Here is a 19075-nt window from a genome sequence, read left to right on the forward strand (position 1 = left end):
CATGCGGCGTGTCCTGTCATGGTCGGTGCACCAGTGCCATGTCATGGTTGGTCAGGCGCATCGCGCCTCGATCGGTGACCCTCACCGTATTGCTTAGACCGATGCCGAAACCTCCCGGCAAACGCAGACACAGCGGCAGGTGGAAGACCATGTTGCGGGCAAGCGGCGTGGTCTGCCCGGCGGCGAGAAAACCAGTGCCTTCCACCCAGCTCGGCGGAAACTGGGCACCGACCGCGTAGCCGTAAACCCCCGAATGGAAGAAGCGTTCGCGGTGTGGCGCCAGGATAGCATCGGCGAGCCGGGCGACGTCTTCGAAAGGTGTGCCCGGCGTCATGGCCTCGCACATGCGGGCCTCCATCTCGACACACAGGTCGGCGGCGAGGCGCATCTCGTCGCTGATCGGCCCGACCACCACCGTGCGCATGGTCGGCGCGGTGTAGCGCTGCCAGACGGCGCCAAACTCGAGGAACACCGCATCGCCCGAAGCGATGCCCCGGCGCTTGTGGTTGACGTGGATGATGCCACTGCGCGACCCGCTGGTGACGATCGGGGCCAGGCTGAAAAATTCGCTGCCGGCCTCGAGCATCACCTGGGCACCGACGGCGGCCACCTGGTTGTCGGTGACACCGGGCTCGACCACCTCGATGGCACGCGCAAGCCCAAGCGATGTCATCTTGGCGCTGCGCGTCAGGCAATCGAGTTCGGCGTCGCTCTTGACCAATCTCAGGCTCGCCATCAGGCCACCGGCACGATCATGGAAGCGATCGCCACCGAGTCGCCCCTGCAGATGACGCATCAGGCCAAACCGTAGACCGCTACTGCTGCCATCGATGCCGATGTCGTGACTGTCCGCCAAGGCGTCAGCCAACGGATCGATCACCTCATCGAGGGCTTCCCAGCGATAGCCGACCACTTCATCGACCCTCGCCGTCACCACGGCGGGCCCGGTCTCGATGGACGCCACCTGCAGCAGCGTGCGCGAAGGGGTGACCACCAGGGCCGCGTGCACGGAGACTTCGAAGGTGTGATAGCCACACAGATAGAAGATGTCCGCCGCCTGGCACAGAAGCAGGGCGTCCAGCCCCTGTCGCTGCATGGCATCGCGAGCGCGCGCCAGCCGGCGATCGAACTCCTCGGCGGCAAACGGCAGTTCGCTTCCGGCGTGCTCTACCGCCAGGGCCTGGCGGTACTGATGGTGATCCATTGGCCGTCTCCTTGATCGATTCACCACAGTGTAGACAGTCAAGCCGGTTCGTCTTCCAGGCGATCCCGGGCAAGCCGAGGGGAAATAAGACTTCTCGCCGAGGGGCGGACTCTCGTAGAATTCCAGACTCGTGTAGACACGCCACAGGAATACGCAATGGGCAGGGCCTTCCAGAACCGCAAGGAATCCATGGCCAAGACGGCCGCCGCCAAGACCAAGGTCTACAGCAAGTACGGACGCGAGATCTACGTCTGCGCCAAGTCCGGAGGCGTCGATCCGAACGCCAATCTGTCGCTGCGCAGCCTTCTCGACCGCGCCAAGAAGGACCAGGTACCGGGTCATGTCATCGATCGGGCGCTGGAGAAGGCGTCGGGCGTCGGCGGCGAGGACTACTCGCTGGCACGCTATGAGGGCTTCGGTCCCGGCAACGCCATGGTGATCGTCGAATGTCTGACCGACAATCCCAACCGGACCTTCGGCGACGTTCGTGCCTGCTTCACCAAGACCAAGAGCAAGATCGGCACACCGGGCAGCGTTAGCCACATGTTCGACCATCTGGCGATCCTCGCCTACACCGGCGAGGATGAAGAAGCCGCGCTGGAAGCCTTGATGGAAGCCGACGTGGATGTCACCGACATCGAGAACGAGAACGGCCTGATCACCGTGTTTGCTCCGCCGACCGACTACGCCAAGGCGCGTCAGGCGCTGCGCGAATCCCTCGGCGCCGAGGAGTTCGAGATCGACGAGATCCAGTTCCTGCCCCAGGCCACCACGCCGGTGGAGGGGGATGACCTGGCCATGTTCGAAAAGCTGCTCGACATGCTCAACGACCTCGATGACGTCCAGAACGTTTACCACAGCGCTGAATTACCCTAGCGCATCGACGCCTTTCGACTGACGAAACTGCTACAGTTAAGTAGCATCGCAGTGCCCGGCAGGGGCTCGTACCCAGGCATGAGCCCTGCCCTGACACTGCTTCCGGGCATGGGATTCGATAGAACTGCGAGGACTCTACCGTTCGTTGGAACGCTTCGACGACTACTTCCACCGAGAGCGAGTTTCCGTGCATGGCCCCATTTTCAACCCTGACCCAGGCTGCCGCACAACGCCCGGACAACATTCGACACCGCAATCTTCGCAAGCACCTGCTCACCCGCTGGGCCAGTCTGATGGGTGCGGCGGTGCACTTCCTCTTCATTCCACTGTTCTGGGTGCTCGATCACTCGCTGCTGGCACTGATCAACGTGATCAGCGTGGCCATGTGGCTTGGCGCCTATCTCGCCAATCAACATGGCGAGCAGGACCGCGCGGTCTACCTGATCACCACCGAGGCATACTGCCACGCCATCATCGCCACCGTGATCCTGGGTACCTCCGCCGGCTTTCACTTCTACCTGCTGACACTGTCCTGCTGGGCGGCCGTCACCCACTCGGTCAAGTGGGTCGCGCTGGTGCTCGGCCTGATGGGGATGCTGATCTTCCTGTTCCTGGAGTTCCCGCTGTCCCAGATGTTTCCGCTGGAAAGCGGCCCCGGCTTCCCGCTGATGCTGGCGACCCTGAACCTCTCCTGTGCGCTGTTCACCATGGTCGGCTTCGCCATGCTGGCCCGCCACGTCTACGAGACCCAGGAAGAAACGCTGACCAGCATGGCGACCCGTGATGCCCTCACCGGCCTGCACAACCGTCGTTTTGCCGGCGAATACCTGCGCCAGTTATCAGGCGACAGACAGGATGGCACCAACACGCCCTACAGCCTCGCGCTGATCGATATCGATCATTTCAAGCTGATCAACGACAAGCATGGGCACAAGGTCGGCGACCAGTGCCTGATCCAGATTTCCGATTTGCTGGTGCGCCACTTTCGCCGCTCGGATGTACTCTGCCGCTGGGGCGGCGAGGAATTCCTGCTGATCTTCCCCGGCGCCGACTTGAACGAGATCCTGCCGGTGCTCGAAGGTTTCCAGGAGCGCCTTCGCAGCCTGCCCATCATGCACAACGGCGACGTCATTTCCTTGACCGTCAGCGTCGGCGTGACCAGCCATACGCCCGGCATGCACTATGATCTGCTGATCAATCGCGCCGATCACCTGCTTTACCGAGCCAAGGCCGAAGGTCGGGACCGGATCATCAGCGATGAGTCAGAGGAGCAGGTCCCTCCGCCGCTCTAGCCGGCAAGCGCCAAGCGACCACCCGGACAGCGCCAGGTCATCGCTCCCACGCCAATCTAATGCCGCCCGTCAAAGCCTGCCTTGAGGCAGGACTCAGGTCAGGTGCACCACCTCGAATCGCGCCAGCACCTTGTCATTTTCATCGAGCAGTTCAAGTTCATCGGCCAGTAGACGAAACGCTCTGGTGGCCCCCAGTGCCTCGACCAGCGCGCGCTCCTGGGCCATGACAGGCCCCTGGCAGGCCTTCCTGGTAGTGGCCAGCGGGGCCAGCGACAGCGCATCCCCCTCCCGCTGGTAACTTCCCATCAGGCGGTTGCACCCTCCGGATCCGGCCAGGCGGCCCTCCTGGGTGTGCAGCACGATATGCGCAGAACCGTCGACAGCGACTTCTCCGTCGACTTGCACCAGCTTCCAGTAGCGCTCTTCCAGTGGTTCGTGCAGCGGTTCGGGCAGACGCGCCAGGCGGGCAGCCTCGCCATCTGGCGTACGCGACGCCTGCGACACAAGATCGCCACCCTGCGCGACTTGCCACCGCTGCGCCGCCTCCGGGGCAGGCTCGCCCAGCGCCAGTTCGCCATCCGTCAACTGCCACTGACCACGGTGGCGGCGTCGAGGTTGCTCGCCGGGTCCCAGGTGGGTCTCCTTGAGCAGATATCGCCCCCCGTCATCGAGCGCCAGATCGAGACGTACCGCCTTGCAGTCATCACAGGGCACTTCACCACGAAAGCTCGCAGGAAGTGGCGCCAGGATGGACGCCTCTGCCTGGAACGACTCGCTCGACCCGGTGCCACTCGAGGACGCCCCGGTACAACCGGCCATCAGCAGCAACAGCCAGGCCGTCCCCCACAGACGCGACTGGCGTAGAGTTCCTGGAGTCAGTTTCATGGTGCCCCCTTGGTGTTGAAGAAACGATGCTGGCACACGGCTGTGGCAACATATAACGCATCTTGGACCGCCATCCTGCCAAGGGTTCCCCGCCTGCGCATGTCGAAGATCAGGGAACCGGCCAGACGCCAGACTTCAGAAGGTACCTTCATGAGGTTGTCGAGGCGACGCCACCGGAGGCATTCAGCACCACCCGATCGCGGCCGGCGTACTTGCCTCGATACAGCGCCTGGTCGGCCCGCCGCAACAGTGCTGAGGCGCTCTCGCCCTCCAGTCGTTTAGCCACCCCCAGAGTACAGGTCAACAACACCTGCTCTCCGGTGAGCAGCGTCAAGGGCGTTGTCGCCAGACCCTTGCGAATGCGTTCGGCGATATCCAGCGCCTGATGCTCGTCGCGCTCCTTGAGCAGAATCACGAACTCTTCTCCCCCGTAACGACACACCGGATCGATGTCGCGCACGACCTCCTCAATCACCTTGCCCAGATGCTGCAGCGCGCGATCACCTTCGGCATGCCCCCAGCCATCGTTGAATCGCTTGAAGTTATCGATATCCAGCATGATCAACGACAGTGGTCGCCCGCTTACCTCGGCCTGGGCCACTGCAGCGGGCAAGGCTTCATCGAGATAGCGGCGATTATGCACACCAGTAAGACCATCGAGATAGCTCATGCCGTGCAACCGCGCCTTCTCCTCCAGCAGCGTCTCTCGCTCGCGCTGCAACAGACTGATGCGATCGGCCAGGGCCAGCGACAAGAGGATGGCCTCCAGCGCGGAACCGATCTGGAAACCGTGCAGCGTCCAGAAGTTGTGGGGGGACAACCCATAGGTCACCAGCAGCAACAGGACCACCCCGACCACCAGCACCGACCACGCCATCAACAGCCACTGAGCGGGGCGAAAGCCACGCCACAAGCCACGCACCGACGACAGCAGAAAAGCCGTTAGCGTCAGCACCCCCAGCAGCGAATAGAACACCACGGTCAAGAAGCTCGGCAGCAGCCAGGCGATGGCGGCGGCCAGCGCCAGGAGCCAGCACAGCCACCGCATCAACGAGTCCACTCTCGGGTCCTGGCGCGCCGTCATCAGAAAACGCCGGCAGAACTGCAACCCGCAGATGCTGATCACCGACAGGGCCGTCAGCAGCAAGGCCTCGTTCAGGCGTGCCCCCATCTGCGGAAAATAAAGCAGCAGCAAGCCGTTCTGACACAAGAAGTAAGCGCCCGCTCCACTCAAGAACCCCAGATACCAGAGGTAGTTGGTATCGCGAAGACTGAACAGCAGAAGGCTGTTGTAGATCACCAGGCCCGCAATCAAGCCGAAATAGAGCCCCTGCCCCAGCAACAAGTCACGCCAGTAACGGTGTAGATCGACGTCATCCAGTACCTGCACATTGAAGCGTATCGCCTGATCGGTCTCGACGCGCAACAGCAGTTCATTCGTTGCCACAGGCAAGCGGAACTGGGGCAAGGCAGCAGCGAGCCCCGGATCATCGGCAAAATGCGTCTCCCTCGCGACGGGGCGACACCCCGAGTCGTCACAGACCAGCAGCTCGACTCCCTGAACCAGAGGATTGGACAGCACCAGGCGCTGCCCGGGCAGAGCACCCACCACCCTCAGTCGCAGCCATACCGGATGCGCCTTGAGTCCCAGGCTGACCTGCTCATCGAGAGACTCTGCGGTAACCGTAGAAAGCGCTCCTTTCTCCGGTGGTTGCTGCCCCTGGTGGTCGAGTACCCACAGCGACACATTGGGCTGTGGGCGTGAGGCCTCCCCCGCCAGCTCCCACGCCAGCAGCAACACCATCGCGGTCAACAAAAGCCAAAGCCGCCCCATGCCTCTGCCCGACTCACCTCCGCCGCCCCACTGCATCGCAGCACTCCTTGTCGCCCAGACTCAGTGTAGCCGCTTCCTTCCGGCATACCTTTCCTGCGGCACTGTGCCGCCAGCGAAGTTTCAACCCAGAGGAAGGATAGTGCCCAAATCCCCCAGCAAGGACTCACTTACACGAGACGACCCAACAGGGTTGAGGTAGCGCCCCCGAGGGAGGGAGTGGCAAGGACGTCATATGCGAGTATGCTGGGACCTGAACGTGATGAAAGAACAGGAGATCGCTCACTTCACCAGCAAGGAGGTTCACATGAAGGTCTACAAACCTCAGTGGCAATGTACCCTCAACGTGACCGAGGGCGCAGAGCAGACCGCAAGCTGGAAGAATCGCCTGGCCTGGCAGCTCAGGCAGATGGCAGACCGTCTCGAAGGAGGCCGCCGCACCCTGATTCTGGATGTGGATGTCCAGCCCTCCATCGCCAAGGACGATGTGGATCGTTGCCTGGGCAAGGGCTTTGCCCTTTCCCAGACCCTGATGACCGAGCTGGCCCAGCAGGCCGCCTGCGAGGACATCATGCGTGACGCCAAGGCAGAACTGTACGAGAGCGATTGAACGACAGAGTCCCCGACCGGCGCGGCTTGATGGTGCGCCAGGCCCGGGCCAATAGTCTGCACCTGAACGCACAACACCCGCCAAGTGGCGGGTGTTGTGGTTTTCGAACATTGCACCGACGCCGTCAGGTCGTCGGAGAAGGGATCATTCCCACTCGATCGTCGCCGGCGGCTTGGACGAGACGTCGTAGGTGACGCGGGAGACACCGGACAGTTCGTTGATGATGCGGTTGGAGACCTTCTCCAGCAGTTCGTAGGGCAGGTGGGCCCAGCGGGCGGTCATGAAGTCGATGGTCTCGACCGCACGCAGGGCGATGACCCATTCGTAGCGGCGGCCATCACCGACCACGCCGACGGACTTGACCGGCAGGAACACCGCGAAGGCCTGGCTGGTCTTGTGGTACCAGCCGGAGTTGTGCAGCTCTTCGATGAAGATGGCGTCGGCCTCGCGCAGGATGTCGGCGTACTCCTTCTTGACCTCGCCGAGGATACGCACGCCCAGGCCCGGCCCCGGGAAGGGGTGACGGTAGACCATGTCGTAGGGCAGGCCGAGTTCCAGGCCGAGCTTGCGCACCTCGTCCTTGAACAGCTCACGCAGCGGCTCGACCAGCTTGAGCTTCATCGTCTCCGGCAGGCCACCGACGTTGTGGTGGGACTTGATCACGTGGGCCTTGCCGGTCTTGGCGGCGGCCGACTCGATCACGTCCGGGTAGATGGTGCCCTGGGCCAGGAAGTCCACACCCTCGATCTTGGCCGCTTCGCTGTCGAAGACGTCGATGAAGGTGTTGCCGATGATCTTGCGCTTGGCTTCGGGGTCGGCCTCGCCTTCGAGCTTGCCGAGGAACAGATCTTCGGCGTCGACGCGGATCACCCGTACGCCCATGTGCTGAGCGAAGGTCTCCATCACCTGATCGCCTTCGTTCTTGCGCAGCAGGCCGTTGTCGACGAACACGCAAGTCAGCTGATCGCCGATGGCCTTGTGCAACAGGGCCGCGACCACCGAGGAGTCGACCCCGCCTGACAGCCCCAGCAGCACGTGGCGGTCACCGACCTGGTCACGCACCCGGGCGATCTGGTCCTCGATAATCTTGGCCGGCGTCCAGTTGCGCTCGGCGCCACAGATCTCCAGCACGAAGTGCTCGAGGATGCGCTGACCCTGCAGGGTGTGGGTGACCTCGGGGTGGAACTGTACGCCGTAGAAGCGCTTTTCCTCCCAGGCCATGGCGGCGATCGGGCAGCTCGGGGTGGAGGCGGTGACGGTGAAGGTTTCCGGCACCTGGGCGACCTTGTCACCGTGGCTCATCCACACGTCCAAAAGGCCGCGCCCGCTGTCCGGATCGACGTGATCCTTGATGTCCTTGAACAGCGCCGTCTCGGCGTCCAGGCGGATCTGGGCGTAGCCGAACTCGCGCTTGTTGGAGCCCTCGACCTTGCCACCCAGCTGCTCGGCCATGGTCTGCATGCCGTAGCAGATACCGAACACCGGCAGCCCCATCTCGAACACGCAGGCCGGCGCCCGCGGCGAGTCCAGCTCGGTCACCGACTCCGGGCCACCGGCCAGGATGATGCCGTTGGGGCGATACTCGCGGATCTCCTCCTCGGTGATGTCGAAGGCGCGAATCTCGGAGTAGACGCCGATCTCGCGAACCCGGCGAGCGATCAGCTGGGTGTACTGGGAGCCGAAGTCGAGGATCAGGATCTTGTGGGCGTGGATATCGGTCATGGGGACTTACCTTGCAGGCAGTGGGGCCGGTGGGCCGAGCAATCGAAAAGCGAAAAGCTGGAAGCGGCGGACCGCTTCCAGCTCAGGGTGACGAGGGGCGAGTCGCCCCGCGCGCCCTCTGGTGCAACGCGTCTGGTGCGATACGCCTGGCGCGTCACGTCAGCGCCTACCCTGCTCGATAGTTGGGCGCTTCCTTGGTGATCTGGACGTCGTGAACGTGGGACTCGTTGAAGCCGGCGCCGGTGATCTTGACGAACTCGGGCTTGGTGCGCATCTCGTCGATGCTGGCACAGCCGGTGTAGCCCATGGAGGCACGCAGGCCACCCATCAGCTGGTGCACGATGGCACCCATCACGCCCTTGTAGGGCACCCGGCCTTCGATGCCTTCCGGCACCAGCTTCTCGACGCCGTCGTCCTTGTCCTGGAAGTAGCGGTCGCTGGAGCCCTGGGTCTGGGACATGGCGCCCATGGAACCCATGCCACGGTAGGCCTTGTAGGTACGCCCCTGGAACAGCTCGACCTCGCCCGGCGCCTCCTCGGTGCCGGCCAGCAGGCCACCGACCATGATGCAGCTGGCACCGGCGGCTACCGCCTTGGCGATGTCGCCGGAGAAGCGCACGCCACCGTCGGCGATCAGCGGGATGTCGAACTCCTTGAGCGCCTCGGCCACGTTGGACACCGCGGTGATCTGCGGCACGCCGACACCGGCGACGATGCGGGTGGTGCAGATGGAGCCGGGACCGATGCCCACCTTGACCGCGTCGGCACCGGCCTCGGCCAGCGCCCGGGCGGCGTCGGCGGTGGCGATGTTGCCGCCGATGACCTGGATCTGCGGGAAGTGCTCCTTGACCCAGCGCACCCGCTCGATCACGCCACGGGAATGACCGTGGGCGGTATCGACGACGAGGGCGTCGACACCGGCCTCGGCCAGCGCCTTGACTCGGTCAGGGGTTTCCGGACCGGTGCCCACGGCGGCGCCGACCAGCAGGCGACCGTCGGCGTCCTTGGCGGCGTTGGGGAAGGTACGCGCCTTCTCGATGTCCTGGAAGGTCACCAGGCCACGCAGGCGGAAGTCGCCGTCCACCACCAGCATCTTCTCGACCCGGTGCTCCTGCATCTTGCCCTTGATGACGTCCAGCGGGGTGCCTTCCGGCACGGTCACCAGGCGATCGCTCGGGGTCATAATGTCGGCGACGCTGTCGCCATGGTTGGGCTGGAAGCGCATGTCACGCTCGGTCACCAGGCCGACCAGGGTCTCACCCTCGACCACCGGGAAGCCGGAGAAGCCGTGTTCCTTGGCCATCGCCAGCAGGTCCTGCAGCTTGGCCTTGGGTCCGACGGTGACGGGATCCTTGACGATGACGCTCTCGTGCTTCTTGACCTTGCGCACTTCCAGCGCCTGCTGAGCGATGCCCATGCTCTTGTGGATGATGCCGATGCCACCTTCCTGGGCCATGGCGATGGCCAGGCGGGCTTCGGTGACGGTATCCATGGCGGCGGAGGCGAGGGGAATATTGAGGAAGAGGTCGCGAGTCAGGCGGGTCCGGAGACTGACGTCCTTGGGGAGAACGTCGGAATAGCCGGGAACGAGCAATACGTCGTCAAACGTAAGTGCTTCTTGGGCCATACGTAGCATAATCGGCAACACCCACTGAGGCTTTAGAGGGAGGGAAGAAGTTAATCGCCCATTATAACGTTCCGCCCCGGCCTCCGGCAATGTGCCAGCTTGACACATCGATGCTCCTCGGTTGCCATCCGCCGTCTACTCCGGCGCCAGCGCCCCGCTACCCCGTTCGACCGCTTCATCCAACGCCTGCTCGCCCTGAAAACGCGCTCGCCAGTGGTCGGTGAAGGCCTCCCGGCGGGCAGGATCGACGAAGGCCAGCAAGGTGGCGTTGGGTAGTATCGGGTAGAGCCGCTCCCCCACCTGGGTGCGCAGCCTGGCGGCGGTGTAGGGGCCGGTCACCCCCGGCAGCACGCTGAACAGTGGCGTCTGCCCCGCCAGCACCCGCTGGCCACGCTGACTCAGCAAAAACTTGACGAAGGTCTCGGCAGCCTCGACGTGGGGGGCATCGCGATGCACGAAGGCCATGCGCATCAGCACCAGCGAATAGTCCCTAGGCACCTGCACGATCACCTCGGGATGTTCCTGGGCGTAGACCATGGCGTAGGACCCCAGCAGGTTGTAGCCGAGCCAGTAGCGTCCCTGGCTGAGCCCTTCGAGCATGGCCCGGGTGGTCGTCTCCAGGCGGGTATCGACACGCCCCATGGCGCCGACCAGCTCCCAGAAGCGCGAGGAGTAGCGCGCATCCTGCTGGGCCAGGGTGTAGCCCACCCCGCTGGAAAGCGGCGAGTAGGTGGTCACCTTGCCCGTCAGCCAGCGGGCCTGGGTCGCCAGCAGCGCGTGCAGGTCGCCATGGGTCTGGGGCGGCAGCATATGCCGCGACAGATCCAGCCGATAGGCCATCACCACCGGCTCGAAGGTGAAGGCGAAGACCTCGTCGCGCCAGCGCGCCCACTCGGGCCAGCGCTCGATCTCCGGCCCGTTCAGGCGCCGCGCCAGTCCTTCATTGACCCGGGCCATCTGCCACGGCATCGCCGAGCTGATCACCACGTCAGGCGCCCTGCTCGTCCCTTCGCCCGTCGCCTGGCCTCCCTGAAGATGTCCCACCACGCTGTCGTCCACCTCCCGGGTGGTGCGATCCTCAAAGCGCAGGGGAATCTGGGGATAGGCCTGGCGAAAGGCGTCCAGCAGCGGCGCCACCACGTCGAGATCCAGCGCCGCCGAGATCACCAGCGGATCTTCATCTATGGGGGTGCGGCTGTCGCCGCTGTGACAGCCACCCAGCAGCAGAAGCATGAGCAGTAAAAGTGGCAGCCACGGCGACACCACCAGGGGCTGCCGCCGTGTGACCTGCGTCGCACACCGGGCCGGGAGACGTCCACAGGATCGAAGGCGTTGTCCGGGCTGCAGGGACATCAAGTACTCTCTCCTGGATTCACGCCGGCAGCAAAGGCACCGGTGACATCCTGTTCGTCCTTCGCCAGCGGCAGCCACAGCACCACCTCGAGTCCCCGCGGCGAGCGGTTGGCGAATTGCACGCGGGCGCCCATGCGCCGGGCGGTGGTATCGACGATGGCAAGACCCAGTCCAGAGCCCTCGGTGTCCTGGCGCCCACCCCGCTGAAACGGCTGTCCCAGCGTCGCCAGCGCCGCGTCGGCGACACCGGGGCCGTCATCGACGATCGACAACCGCGCCCAGTCGCCCTCGCGCGCCAGATGCAGGGTGATCTCGCAACCTGTCGGCGTGTAGCGCAGGGCGTTGTCGATCAGGTTGCCCAGGGCTTCGCGCAGAGCCCAGTCCTCGACACACACCTTCAGCGGCTCGGCTGGCAGGCTGCCAAGCCCGAGGTCATGCTCCGCCGCCCGCTCCCGCGCCGCCCAGTCCAGGGCGACGTCGCGTACCAGCTCACCCAGGTCGAGCGCAGGCAGCGCCGTCTCCCGGTCGAGGTGGCGCAGTCGTGCCAGCGACAGCAATTGGCCGGCCAGTCGACTGGTGTCCTCGGCCCGGGCGTGAACGCGCGTGAGCGCCTGGCGCCATTCATCCGGATCACTGCTGCGAAGGCCCAGCTCGCTGACGGTCTTGAGTCCCGCCAGCGGCGTCTTGAGCTGGTGGCTGGCGTCGGCGGTGAAGCGCAGAAGATCCTCGCGTCCCTGGCGCTGACGGGCGAACAGGTGGTCCAAGGCCTGGGCGAGCTCATGAAGCTCCCTGGGCACCCTGGCCGCCAGCGGACTGAAGTCATCGGCGCCGCGTCCACGAATCTGGCGGCGCAGGCGGCGCAGGGGAGACAGCGCCGCGCGCATGGTCAAGCCCATCAGCACCCCGGTCAGCAGCACCATGGCAATAAAGCGCGACAGCGAACGCTCGAACAGTGAGCGGGCCAGGGCTCGACGCCCCTCGAGGGTATGCCCGACCCACACCTGCACCGGCAGCTGGGTGACCCAACCCGCCGAGGCCACCCGCTGGGCATGCAGACGCAGCTCTCCCAGCGTCGTGGTCAGGTCCCGCGACATACCGCCTTCATCCAGCGCCTGCTGCCAGGTGGTGGGGATGTCCACCGGCCAGTTACGCGACAGCGTCCTGCCATCATCGTCCAGCACCGCGTAGAACACACGCGCCTGGCTGCCGGTGGCGAGGATCTGCAGCGCCGCCGCCGGCACCACCACCTGGGGGATGCCGTCCTGCCAGCGCACCGCCTCGGCGATGGTCAGCGCCGCCGCCTGCAACTGGGCGTCGAAGGCCCGCGCCGCCGCCCGCTGACTGCTGACCCAGGCCTCCACCATCAGCGCCAGCCCCAGCACTCCGACGGTGACCACCAGCCAGCCACCGAGCCGACGCTTGAGTGATCCCTCAACCTCGATCACCCGTCGTCCTCTTCCAGACGGTAGCCAAGTCCGCGAAAGGTGCGGATACGCAGACCTGCGCCCTTGAGCCGCTTGCGCAGCCGGCTGACGTAGACCTCCAGGGCGTTGGAGCCCACCTCGCCGAAGCCGAAAAGTCGCCCTTCCAGGGTCTCGCGAGGCGCGATGGCTCCAGCGTGCAGCAACAGGCTTTCGACCAGCAGCAATTCGCGATGGGGCAGCGCCATGGGCTCGCCGAACAGACTGGCGGCGCCGCTGGCCGGATCGAAGGACAAGGGACCCAGGCCAAGACGGTTGTCGGCACGCTGCTGGCTGCGCCTGAGCAGCGCGCGTACCCGCGCCTCAAGTTCGGCCAGCTCAAAGGGCTTGGCCAGGTAGTCATCGGCGCCCAGGTCGAGTCCCCTGACCCGGTCATCCAGGGCGTCCCGGGCGGTCAGGATGATCACTGGGGTGCGATCGCCCGCGTCACGCAACTCGGCCAGCAGTGACAGGCCGTCGCCGTCGGGCAGGCCGATGTCCAGAAGCATCAGGTCGACCCCACCCTGGCGCAGCGCCGCCCTGGCATCACTGCAGCAGGCGAACACCTCCACGGTATTGCCAAGGGGGGTCAGGGCCTCGACCAGCGAGCGGCTGATGAGGGCATCATCTTCGACGACGAGAAGGCGCATGCGACTAATGTCTTATCCAGGCAGGGAGGGCATGACAGGTTGATGAAAGCTAGTCGGCCTAGCATCTCTCACGCTAAAGCACCCCGGTTTCATCAACCCATAATAATAGTTGTCAGGAGTCCGCATGAAGAATATCACAGCTCTGCCCGCCGCCCTGCTGCTCGGCGCCAGCCTCAGCGTCGGCACCGCCCAGGCCGCCGACGAGGCCGAATGCATCGCCCCGGCCAAGCCCGGCGGTGGCTACGACCTGACCTGCCGGCTGGCCGCCAATGGCCTGCTCGAGACCGGACTGATCGAGGACCCGATGCTGGTCACCTACATGCCCGGCGGCATCGGTGCGGTGGCCTACAACCACGTCAACGGCGTGCGCACCGACGACCCCAACCTGATCGTCGCCGCCAGCACCGGCGCTGCGGTCAACCTGGCGCTGGGCAAGTTCGGCCAGTACGACGCCAGCGAAGTGCGCTGGGTCGGCGCCCTGGGGGTCGACTACGGCGCCATCGTGGTCAAGGCCGACGCGCCCTGGCAGACCCTGGATGAGCTGATGACGGCGCTGCAGGAAGACCCCACCCAGGTCGCCTTCGGCGCCGGTGGCAGCGTGGGCAGCCAGGACTGGATGAAGGCCGCGCTGACCGCCAAGGCCGCCGACGTCGACCCGCGCAGCCTGCGCTACGTGGCCTTCGAGGGTGGCGGTGAGGCCCTGGCCGCACTGCTCGGCAACCATATCCAGGTGTTCTCCGGTGACCTGTCGGAGCTCAAGTCCCAGCTCGAGAGCGGCGACATCCGCGTGCTGGCGGCGCTGTCCGAGGAGCGCATGGGCGGCCCCTACGCCGAGATTCCCACCGCCGCCGAACAGGGTTACGACGTCCAGTGGCCGATCTGGCGCGGCTACTACATGGGCCCCGAGGTCAGCGACGAGGCCTACCAGGCCTGGGTCGAGCGCCTCGAGAACCTGGCCGGCAACGAGACCTTCGCCGAGCTGCGCGAAGCCCGCGGCCTGTTCCCCATGGCCCGCTTCGGTGACGACTTCGACGGCTACGTCAAGGATCAGGTCGCCGGCTTCAAGGAGCTGGCCACGGAAGTGGGTCTGACCCAATGAGTATCGCCGCCGACCGCTGTCTGGGTATCGCCCTGATGGGGTTGGCGGCGTTTACCGCCGTCAACGCCCTGTCCCTCGAGGTGCCCTTCAGCTACGACCCCGTCGGCCCCAAGGCCTTTCCGCTGGGGCTCTCCATCCTGCTGGGGCTGCTGTCGCTGGTGCTGGTGATACGTCCGGGAGAAAACGGCCACTGGCCCGACAAGCGCCTGGGATTGCGCCTGATCGGCGTGCTGGTGCTGCTGCTGGTCTACGCCGTGCTGTTCCCGCGCCTGGGCTTTTTGTTGAGCTCGATGCTGGTGATCGCCGCCCTGGCCTGGCTGTTCGAGGCCAGTCCGCTCAAGGCCGTGGCCACCGGTGTGTTGATGGCGCTGGGCGGCCAGTGGCTGTTCACCCATGGCCTTGGCATCGGCCTGCCCGGCCTGCCGTGGTAGCGCGAACCGCCGCCCTGAAGCCAGCTCCTGTAACAGCTCAGCTGCCAGCGCTGCCCCAGCCCTGACCGCCACCGATCCCTGATCAAGGTGTTCCCATGTTCGACTTTCTTATTGAAGGCTTCGGCGTCGCCCTGACGCCGCTCAATCTTGGCCTGGCCTTCCTCGGCGCGCTGCTGGGCACCCTGTTCGGCGCCCTGCCGGGCATCGGGCCAATCAACGGCATCGCCATCCTGATGCCGCTGGCCTACACCCTGGGCCTGCCCGCCGAATCCGCGCTGATCCTGCTGGCCGGCATCTACACCGGTGCCGAGTACGGCGGGCGCATGTCCAGCATCCTGCTCAATGTGCCCGGCGACGCCGGCGCGGTGATGACCACCCTCGATGGCCATCCGCTGGCCAAGCGTGGCCTGGCCGGTCCGGCGCTGGGCCTGTCGGCGGTGGCGTCGTTTGTCGGCGCCACCATCGCCATCATCGGCCTGACCCTGTTCGCCCCGCTGCTGGCCCGGGTGGCGGTGATGTTCGGCCCCGCCGAATTCTTCGCGCTGATGGTGTTCGCCTTCTCGTCGATGTCGGTGATGATGGGCAAGGACCCGATCAAGACCGCCATCGGCGCCGTGCTCGGCGTGCTGATCGGCACCGTCGGCGTCGACTCCGGCACCGGCGTGATGCGCTACACCTTCGGCATGCCGGAGCTCTATGACGGTATCGACTTCGTGGTGATGATCATCGGCCTGTTCGCCATCAGCGAGATCCTGCTGATGCTCGAGCACGCCCATCGCGACGACGTCGATGACACCCTGCCGCCGCTGGGCCGGGTGTTCGTCAGCCTCAAGGAAGTGATGGCCTGCAAGGGCACCATGCTGCGCTCCGGCGTGCTCGGCTTCATTATCGGCGTACTGCCCGGAACCGGCGCCTCGGTGGCCGGGGCGGTGTCCTACACCACCGAAAAGCGGCTGGTGGACAAGGACAACACCTTCGGCACCGGCGACATGCGTGGCCTGGCGGCGCCCGAAGCGGCCAACAACGCCTCCGCCGCAGGCTCCTTCGTACCGATGCTGACCCTGGGCATCCCCGGATCCGGCACCACCGCGGTGCTGCTCGGCGCGCTGATGCTCTACAACATCACCCCGGGTCCGATGATGTTCACCGACAACCCGGAGGTCGCCGGTGGCCTGATCGCCTCGTTGTACATCGGCAACCTGGTGTTGCTGGCGCTCAACCTGCCGCTGGCCGGGGTCTTCGCCAAGGTGCTGACCATCCCGCGCTGGGTGCTGGTGCCGGCCATCGCCGTGCTATCCTTCGTCGGGGTCTATCAGCTGCATTCCGACCTGACCGCCATCTATCTGATGCTCGTCATCGGTGTCTTCGGCTACCTGCTGCGCAAGCTCGGCTTCTCGCTGGCGCCGGTCATCCTCGGCTACGTGCTGGGCGGCCTGATGGAAGAGAACCTGCGTCGGGCGTTGGCGATCAGCGGTGGCGACACCGCCATTCTGTGGCAGTCCGGCATCTCGCTGTCGCTGTGGATCGCCGCCTCGGCGCTGCTGGTACTGCCCTGGCTGGTACCCAAGCTGCTCAAGCAACGGCCCTCGAGCCAGGCTTGATGCAACGGGCTTCAGGGCCATGCTCGAGTCGCCCCGGCAAAGGCCCTGGCATCGCTCTTATATGGCCCGCACGAAGCCCCTGCGTAGCCCTTGTGTAGCCCTTAATGTAGCCCTCGTGTAGTCCCTGCGCGGCGCCATCTGGCGCCGCGCGCCGTCGTCAGGCTCGATCACCACCACCTGTGCACAGAGTACAGGCAACGCACACAGGAGACGCCATGCCCGCCGCCCCCACACTCCTTCCCCCCGGCGCCTGGCGCTTCCTGCCCACCCTCGCCCTGGGCGGTCTGGGCGGGGTCATCGCCTACCTGATCGACCTGCCGCTTCCGTGGCTGCTCGGCGCCCTGATCACCACCACCCTGGCCAGCCTCGCCGGGGTGCGCCTGGGCTCGCCGGGGCGGTTGCGCAAGGGGGTTCTGGTGGTCATCGGGGTGATGCTGGGCTCGGCCTTCACCCCGGAGCTGTCCGGCGATATCACCGCCTGGGCCGCCAGCGCCGCAATCATGCTCGCCGCCACCGCGGTAATGATGGTGGTGGCGGTGGCCTTCAGCTACCGCGTGGCCGGTCACTCGCTGGACACCGCGCTCTACGCTGGCGCCCCGGGCGGACTGTCGGCGCTGTTGATGATGGCCCACGAGTCTGGCGCTGACCTGCGTGCCGTCGGTATCACCCACGCGGTGCGTATCCTGGTGCTGCTGCTGGCGATTCCACCGATCCTCGGCCTGTTCGGCCACGTGGATCTGGCCGGCGCCAGCAACGGGCCGGCCCAGTGGAGCCAGCTACCCTCGCTCGCCGGCACCGCCTGGCTGGTGGTAGCGGCGGCGCTCGGCGCCGTGGTCGGCCGGGTGCTGCGCCTGCCCAACGCCCTGCTGTTCGGCCCGGCGCTGGTGTCGTCGCTGCTGCACTTTTCCGGGCTGACCCACGCGGTGCTGCCACCGGCGCTGATCGCCCTGGCTCAGGTGGTCATCGGCACCTCGGTGGGCGTGCGCTTCGTCGGCGTGGCGCTGTCCGACATGGCGCGGCAACTGGGTCTGGCGGTGGTCCAGGCGCTGATCCTGGTGGTGCTGGCGGTGGCGGCAGCCTGGGTCGGCCAGGCGCTGACCGGCATCTCGGTGGCTGCGGCGCTGCTGGCCTACATGCCGGGCGGGGCGCCGGAGCTGAGCCTGGTGGCGCTGTCACTGAATATCGAACCGGCCTTCGTCACCTCCCACCATCTGCTGCGCATCACCGTTCTGCTGGTGGCGCTGCCGCCGCTGGTGGGCTGGGCTCATCGCCGCCTCAGGGCCTGACGGCATCTGGATTCAGGTGTGGCGATTGGGCTCAGGCTTGGGCGTTCAGAAACGTCATCAACCGGGGAAAGACTTCACGGTCGACCCGGGCGCCCATGAACACGTCCTGATGACCGTAGCCGTCGATGATCGCGAGCTCATGGCGGCCCGGGGCGACCTCCTCCAGGGCCCGATGGCAGTGCACGTTGCTGTCGGTGAAGACGCGATTGTCGCGTCCCGTCAGCAACAGGCAGGGGGTATCGACGCGGCGCGCCTCGAGCAGGTAGTCGTCGGGTAGCGCGGCGTATTCGGGCGCCTCGCGCATCTTCACCGTGCGATGGCCCCGGCCAAGCATCTTCAAGACATGCCGGTGGTAGTTGAGCCCTACCGGGCCGTAGAGGTCACCACCCCGTCGGTGGGTGCGCTCGTCCAGGTTCTCGTGGTTGTACAGTGCCGGCCAGCCGGTGCCCCACATCAGCGACAGCATATGGCAGGCCGGCACGTCGCATTCGCGGTGGAACAGCGATACGCCTTTCGACAACAGCTTGCCCAGCGTGAATCTTGGATCCTCGCTCCAGCGCGGGCTGACGTAGGGCTGCTGGAAGATGCGCTCGATCACGAAGGGAAAGATGTGGCCCTTGATCCTCGACCAGCGCGGTACATGGGGCGTCAGCGCAACGCTGTTGAGGATGCAGGAGCGAATGCCGCTGACGGTGCCGCCGAACAGTGCCATGGCGAAGCCCATCGAGCCGAGACAGTGGGCGATCACGTGCAGCTCGACGTCGTCACCGGCGACCTGCCGGATCTTTGCCACCGCCGCGGGAAAGTCAAACAGCGCACAGTCATCCATGGAGTAGCGGTTGGGCTGCAGGTTGTAGGGGTGGCGGTTGCTCATGCGGAAGTCCAGCGTCCACACCTCGTCGACCCCTTCGTCCAGCAGGAAGCTGACCAGATTGCGATGCTCGGGCTGGATGAACATGTCGCTGGAGGTGGTCAGGCCGTGAACGATCATTACCGCCATGCGCCCCTGGCCACGACGAAAGCGCAGCAGTGACAGCCCCAGGCCGTCCTCGGTACAGAAGCCGTGCTGGGTGACCTCGGCGTCGACAACGCCGTCGAGGGTATAGAGGGGGATCTCGCGGGCCATGATGTTACCTCCCGGTGGGTCG

Annotated in this window: 16 protein-coding genes; 7 read left to right on the forward strand and 9 right to left on the reverse strand. The window is 65.5% G+C overall.

The window, feature by feature from the left end; translation table 11 throughout:
* Positions 1-16: 16 nt before the first annotated feature.
* Positions 17-1204 carry a Xaa-Pro peptidase family protein gene (locus NFG57_RS16600; RefSeq protein ID WP_348814802.1) on the reverse strand — a complete coding sequence of 396 codons (1188 nt, stop codon included), beginning with the start codon at positions 1202-1204 and terminating at the stop codon, positions 17-19.
* Between the two features lie 156 nt (positions 1205-1360).
* Here NFG57_RS16600 and NFG57_RS16605 point away from each other — a divergent pair, with 156 nt between their 5' ends.
* Both NFG57_RS16605 and NFG57_RS16610 read left to right on the forward strand, forming a co-directional pair.
* Positions 1361-2080: a YebC/PmpR family DNA-binding transcriptional regulator gene (locus NFG57_RS16605; protein ID WP_108132350.1), complete on the forward strand. Its 720-nt coding sequence runs from the start codon at positions 1361-1363 to the stop codon at positions 2078-2080.
* Positions 2081-2271: 191 nt separating this feature from the next.
* Positions 2272-3372, forward strand: a complete 1101-nt coding sequence (locus NFG57_RS16610) for a GGDEF domain-containing protein (RefSeq protein ID WP_348814803.1) — start codon at positions 2272-2274, stop codon at positions 3370-3372.
* 93 nt (positions 3373-3465) lie between these two features.
* Here NFG57_RS16610 and NFG57_RS16615 read toward each other — a convergent pair whose 3' ends face one another.
* Together NFG57_RS16615 and NFG57_RS16620 are read right to left on the reverse strand one after the other, a co-directional pair.
* Positions 3466-4257, reverse strand: a complete 792-nt coding sequence (locus tag NFG57_RS16615) for an META domain-containing protein (protein ID WP_348814804.1) — start codon at positions 4255-4257, stop codon at positions 3466-3468.
* Positions 4258-4405: 148 nt separating this feature from the next.
* Positions 4406-6127, reverse strand: coding sequence for a diguanylate cyclase (locus NFG57_RS16620; protein WP_348814805.1), 1722 nt, complete (start codon positions 6125-6127; stop codon positions 4406-4408).
* 268 nt (positions 6128-6395) lie between these two features.
* On the opposite strand from NFG57_RS16620, the gene NFG57_RS16625 reads away from it, so the two are divergent.
* Positions 6396-6698, forward strand: a complete 303-nt coding sequence (locus tag NFG57_RS16625; RefSeq protein ID WP_045991267.1) for a hypothetical protein — start codon at positions 6396-6398, stop codon at positions 6696-6698.
* Positions 6699-6842: 144 nt separating this feature from the next.
* Here NFG57_RS16625 and guaA read toward each other — a convergent pair whose 3' ends face one another.
* From guaA to NFG57_RS16650, 5 genes are all read right to left on the reverse strand, one after another.
* Positions 6843-8420: a glutamine-hydrolyzing GMP synthase gene (gene guaA, locus NFG57_RS16630; protein WP_348814806.1), complete on the reverse strand. Its 1578-nt coding sequence runs from the start codon at positions 8418-8420 to the stop codon at positions 6843-6845.
* Between the two features lie 166 nt (positions 8421-8586).
* Entirely contained in the window at positions 8587-10056 is a 1470-nt protein-coding gene (gene guaB, locus NFG57_RS16635; protein WP_348814807.1) for an IMP dehydrogenase, read from the reverse strand.
* A gap of 126 nt (positions 10057-10182) precedes the next feature.
* Positions 10183-11280 (reverse strand): ABC transporter substrate-binding protein, encoded by a 1098-nt coding sequence (locus NFG57_RS16640; protein WP_348814808.1) that lies wholly within the window; start codon positions 11278-11280, stop codon positions 10183-10185.
* 119 nt (positions 11281-11399) lie between these two features.
* Positions 11400-12845: a sensor histidine kinase gene (locus NFG57_RS16645; protein ID WP_348814809.1), complete on the reverse strand. Its 1446-nt coding sequence runs from the start codon at positions 12843-12845 to the stop codon at positions 11400-11402.
* Positions 12842-13510, reverse strand: a complete 669-nt coding sequence (locus NFG57_RS16650; protein ID WP_045991089.1) for a response regulator — start codon at positions 13508-13510, stop codon at positions 12842-12844. The genes NFG57_RS16645 and NFG57_RS16650 overlap by 4 nt, the downstream gene beginning before the upstream one ends.
* 124 nt (positions 13511-13634) lie before the next feature.
* Here NFG57_RS16650 and NFG57_RS16655 point away from each other — a divergent pair, with 124 nt between their 5' ends.
* The 4 genes from NFG57_RS16655 to NFG57_RS16670 all read left to right on the forward strand — a co-directional run bounded on the left by NFG57_RS16655 (position 13635) and on the right by NFG57_RS16670 (position 17927).
* A complete protein-coding gene (locus tag NFG57_RS16655) occupies positions 13635-14609 on the forward strand; it encodes a tripartite tricarboxylate transporter substrate-binding protein (protein WP_108449946.1) in 975 nt (324 codons plus the stop codon).
* Positions 14606-15040 carry a tripartite tricarboxylate transporter TctB family protein gene (locus NFG57_RS16660; RefSeq protein WP_045991090.1) on the forward strand — a complete coding sequence of 145 codons (435 nt, stop codon included), beginning with the start codon at positions 14606-14608 and terminating at the stop codon, positions 15038-15040. The genes NFG57_RS16655 and NFG57_RS16660 overlap by 4 nt, the downstream gene beginning before the upstream one ends.
* Before the next feature lie 95 nt (positions 15041-15135).
* Positions 15136-16641: a tripartite tricarboxylate transporter permease gene (locus NFG57_RS16665; protein ID WP_045991091.1), complete on the forward strand. Its 1506-nt coding sequence runs from the start codon at positions 15136-15138 to the stop codon at positions 16639-16641.
* A gap of 215 nt (positions 16642-16856) precedes the next feature.
* Positions 16857-17927, forward strand: a complete 1071-nt coding sequence (locus NFG57_RS16670) for an AbrB family transcriptional regulator (RefSeq protein ID WP_045991092.1) — start codon at positions 16857-16859, stop codon at positions 17925-17927.
* A 31-nt stretch (positions 17928-17958) separates the two neighbouring features.
* On the opposite strand, the gene NFG57_RS16675 is transcribed toward NFG57_RS16670, so the two are convergent.
* Positions 17959-19053 (reverse strand): hypothetical protein, encoded by a 1095-nt coding sequence (locus tag NFG57_RS16675; protein ID WP_348814810.1) that lies wholly within the window; start codon positions 19051-19053, stop codon positions 17959-17961.
* Positions 19054-19075: the final 22 nt, after the last annotated feature.

Source organism: Halomonas sp. H10-59 (assembly GCF_040070555.1).
Lineage (GTDB): Bacteria > Pseudomonadota > Gammaproteobacteria > Pseudomonadales > Halomonadaceae > Halomonas > Halomonas litopenaei.

Bases quoted from the DNA above. Each gene is read 5' to 3' on its own strand.
- NFG57_RS16640 (WP_348814808.1), bottom strand. From the start codon at position 11,280: ATGCTTCTGCTGCTGGGTGGCTGTCACAGCGGCGACAGCCGCACCCCC.
- guaB (WP_348814807.1), bottom strand. From the start codon at position 10,056: ATGCTACGTATGGCCCAAGAAGCACTTACGTTTGACGACGTATTGCTC.
- NFG57_RS16650 (WP_045991089.1), bottom strand. From the start codon at position 13,510: ATGCGCCTTCTCGTCGTCGAAGATGATGCCCTCATCAGCCGCTCGCTG.
- NFG57_RS16665 (WP_045991091.1), top strand. From the start codon at position 15,136: ATGTTCGACTTTCTTATTGAAGGCTTCGGCGTCGCCCTGACGCCGCTC.
- NFG57_RS16605 (WP_108132350.1), top strand. From the start codon at position 1,361: ATGGGCAGGGCCTTCCAGAACCGCAAGGAATCCATGGCCAAGACGGCC.
- NFG57_RS16600 (WP_348814802.1), bottom strand. From the start codon at position 1,204: ATGGATCACCATCAGTACCGCCAGGCCCTGGCGGTAGAGCACGCCGGA.
- NFG57_RS16655 (WP_108449946.1), top strand. From the start codon at position 13,635: ATGAAGAATATCACAGCTCTGCCCGCCGCCCTGCTGCTCGGCGCCAGC.
- NFG57_RS16610 (WP_348814803.1), top strand. From the start codon at position 2,272: ATGGCCCCATTTTCAACCCTGACCCAGGCTGCCGCACAACGCCCGGAC.
- NFG57_RS16620 (WP_348814805.1), bottom strand. From the start codon at position 6,127: ATGCAGTGGGGCGGCGGAGGTGAGTCGGGCAGAGGCATGGGGCGGCTT.
- NFG57_RS16615 (WP_348814804.1), bottom strand. From the start codon at position 4,257: ATGAAACTGACTCCAGGAACTCTACGCCAGTCGCGTCTGTGGGGGACG.
- NFG57_RS16625 (WP_045991267.1), top strand. From the start codon at position 6,396: ATGAAGGTCTACAAACCTCAGTGGCAATGTACCCTCAACGTGACCGAG.
- NFG57_RS16670 (WP_045991092.1), top strand. From the start codon at position 16,857: ATGCCCGCCGCCCCCACACTCCTTCCCCCCGGCGCCTGGCGCTTCCTG.
- guaA (WP_348814806.1), bottom strand. From the start codon at position 8,420: ATGACCGATATCCACGCCCACAAGATCCTGATCCTCGACTTCGGCTCC.
- NFG57_RS16675 (WP_348814810.1), bottom strand. From the start codon at position 19,053: ATGGCCCGCGAGATCCCCCTCTATACCCTCGACGGCGTTGTCGACGCC.
- NFG57_RS16660 (WP_045991090.1), top strand. From the start codon at position 14,606: ATGAGTATCGCCGCCGACCGCTGTCTGGGTATCGCCCTGATGGGGTTG.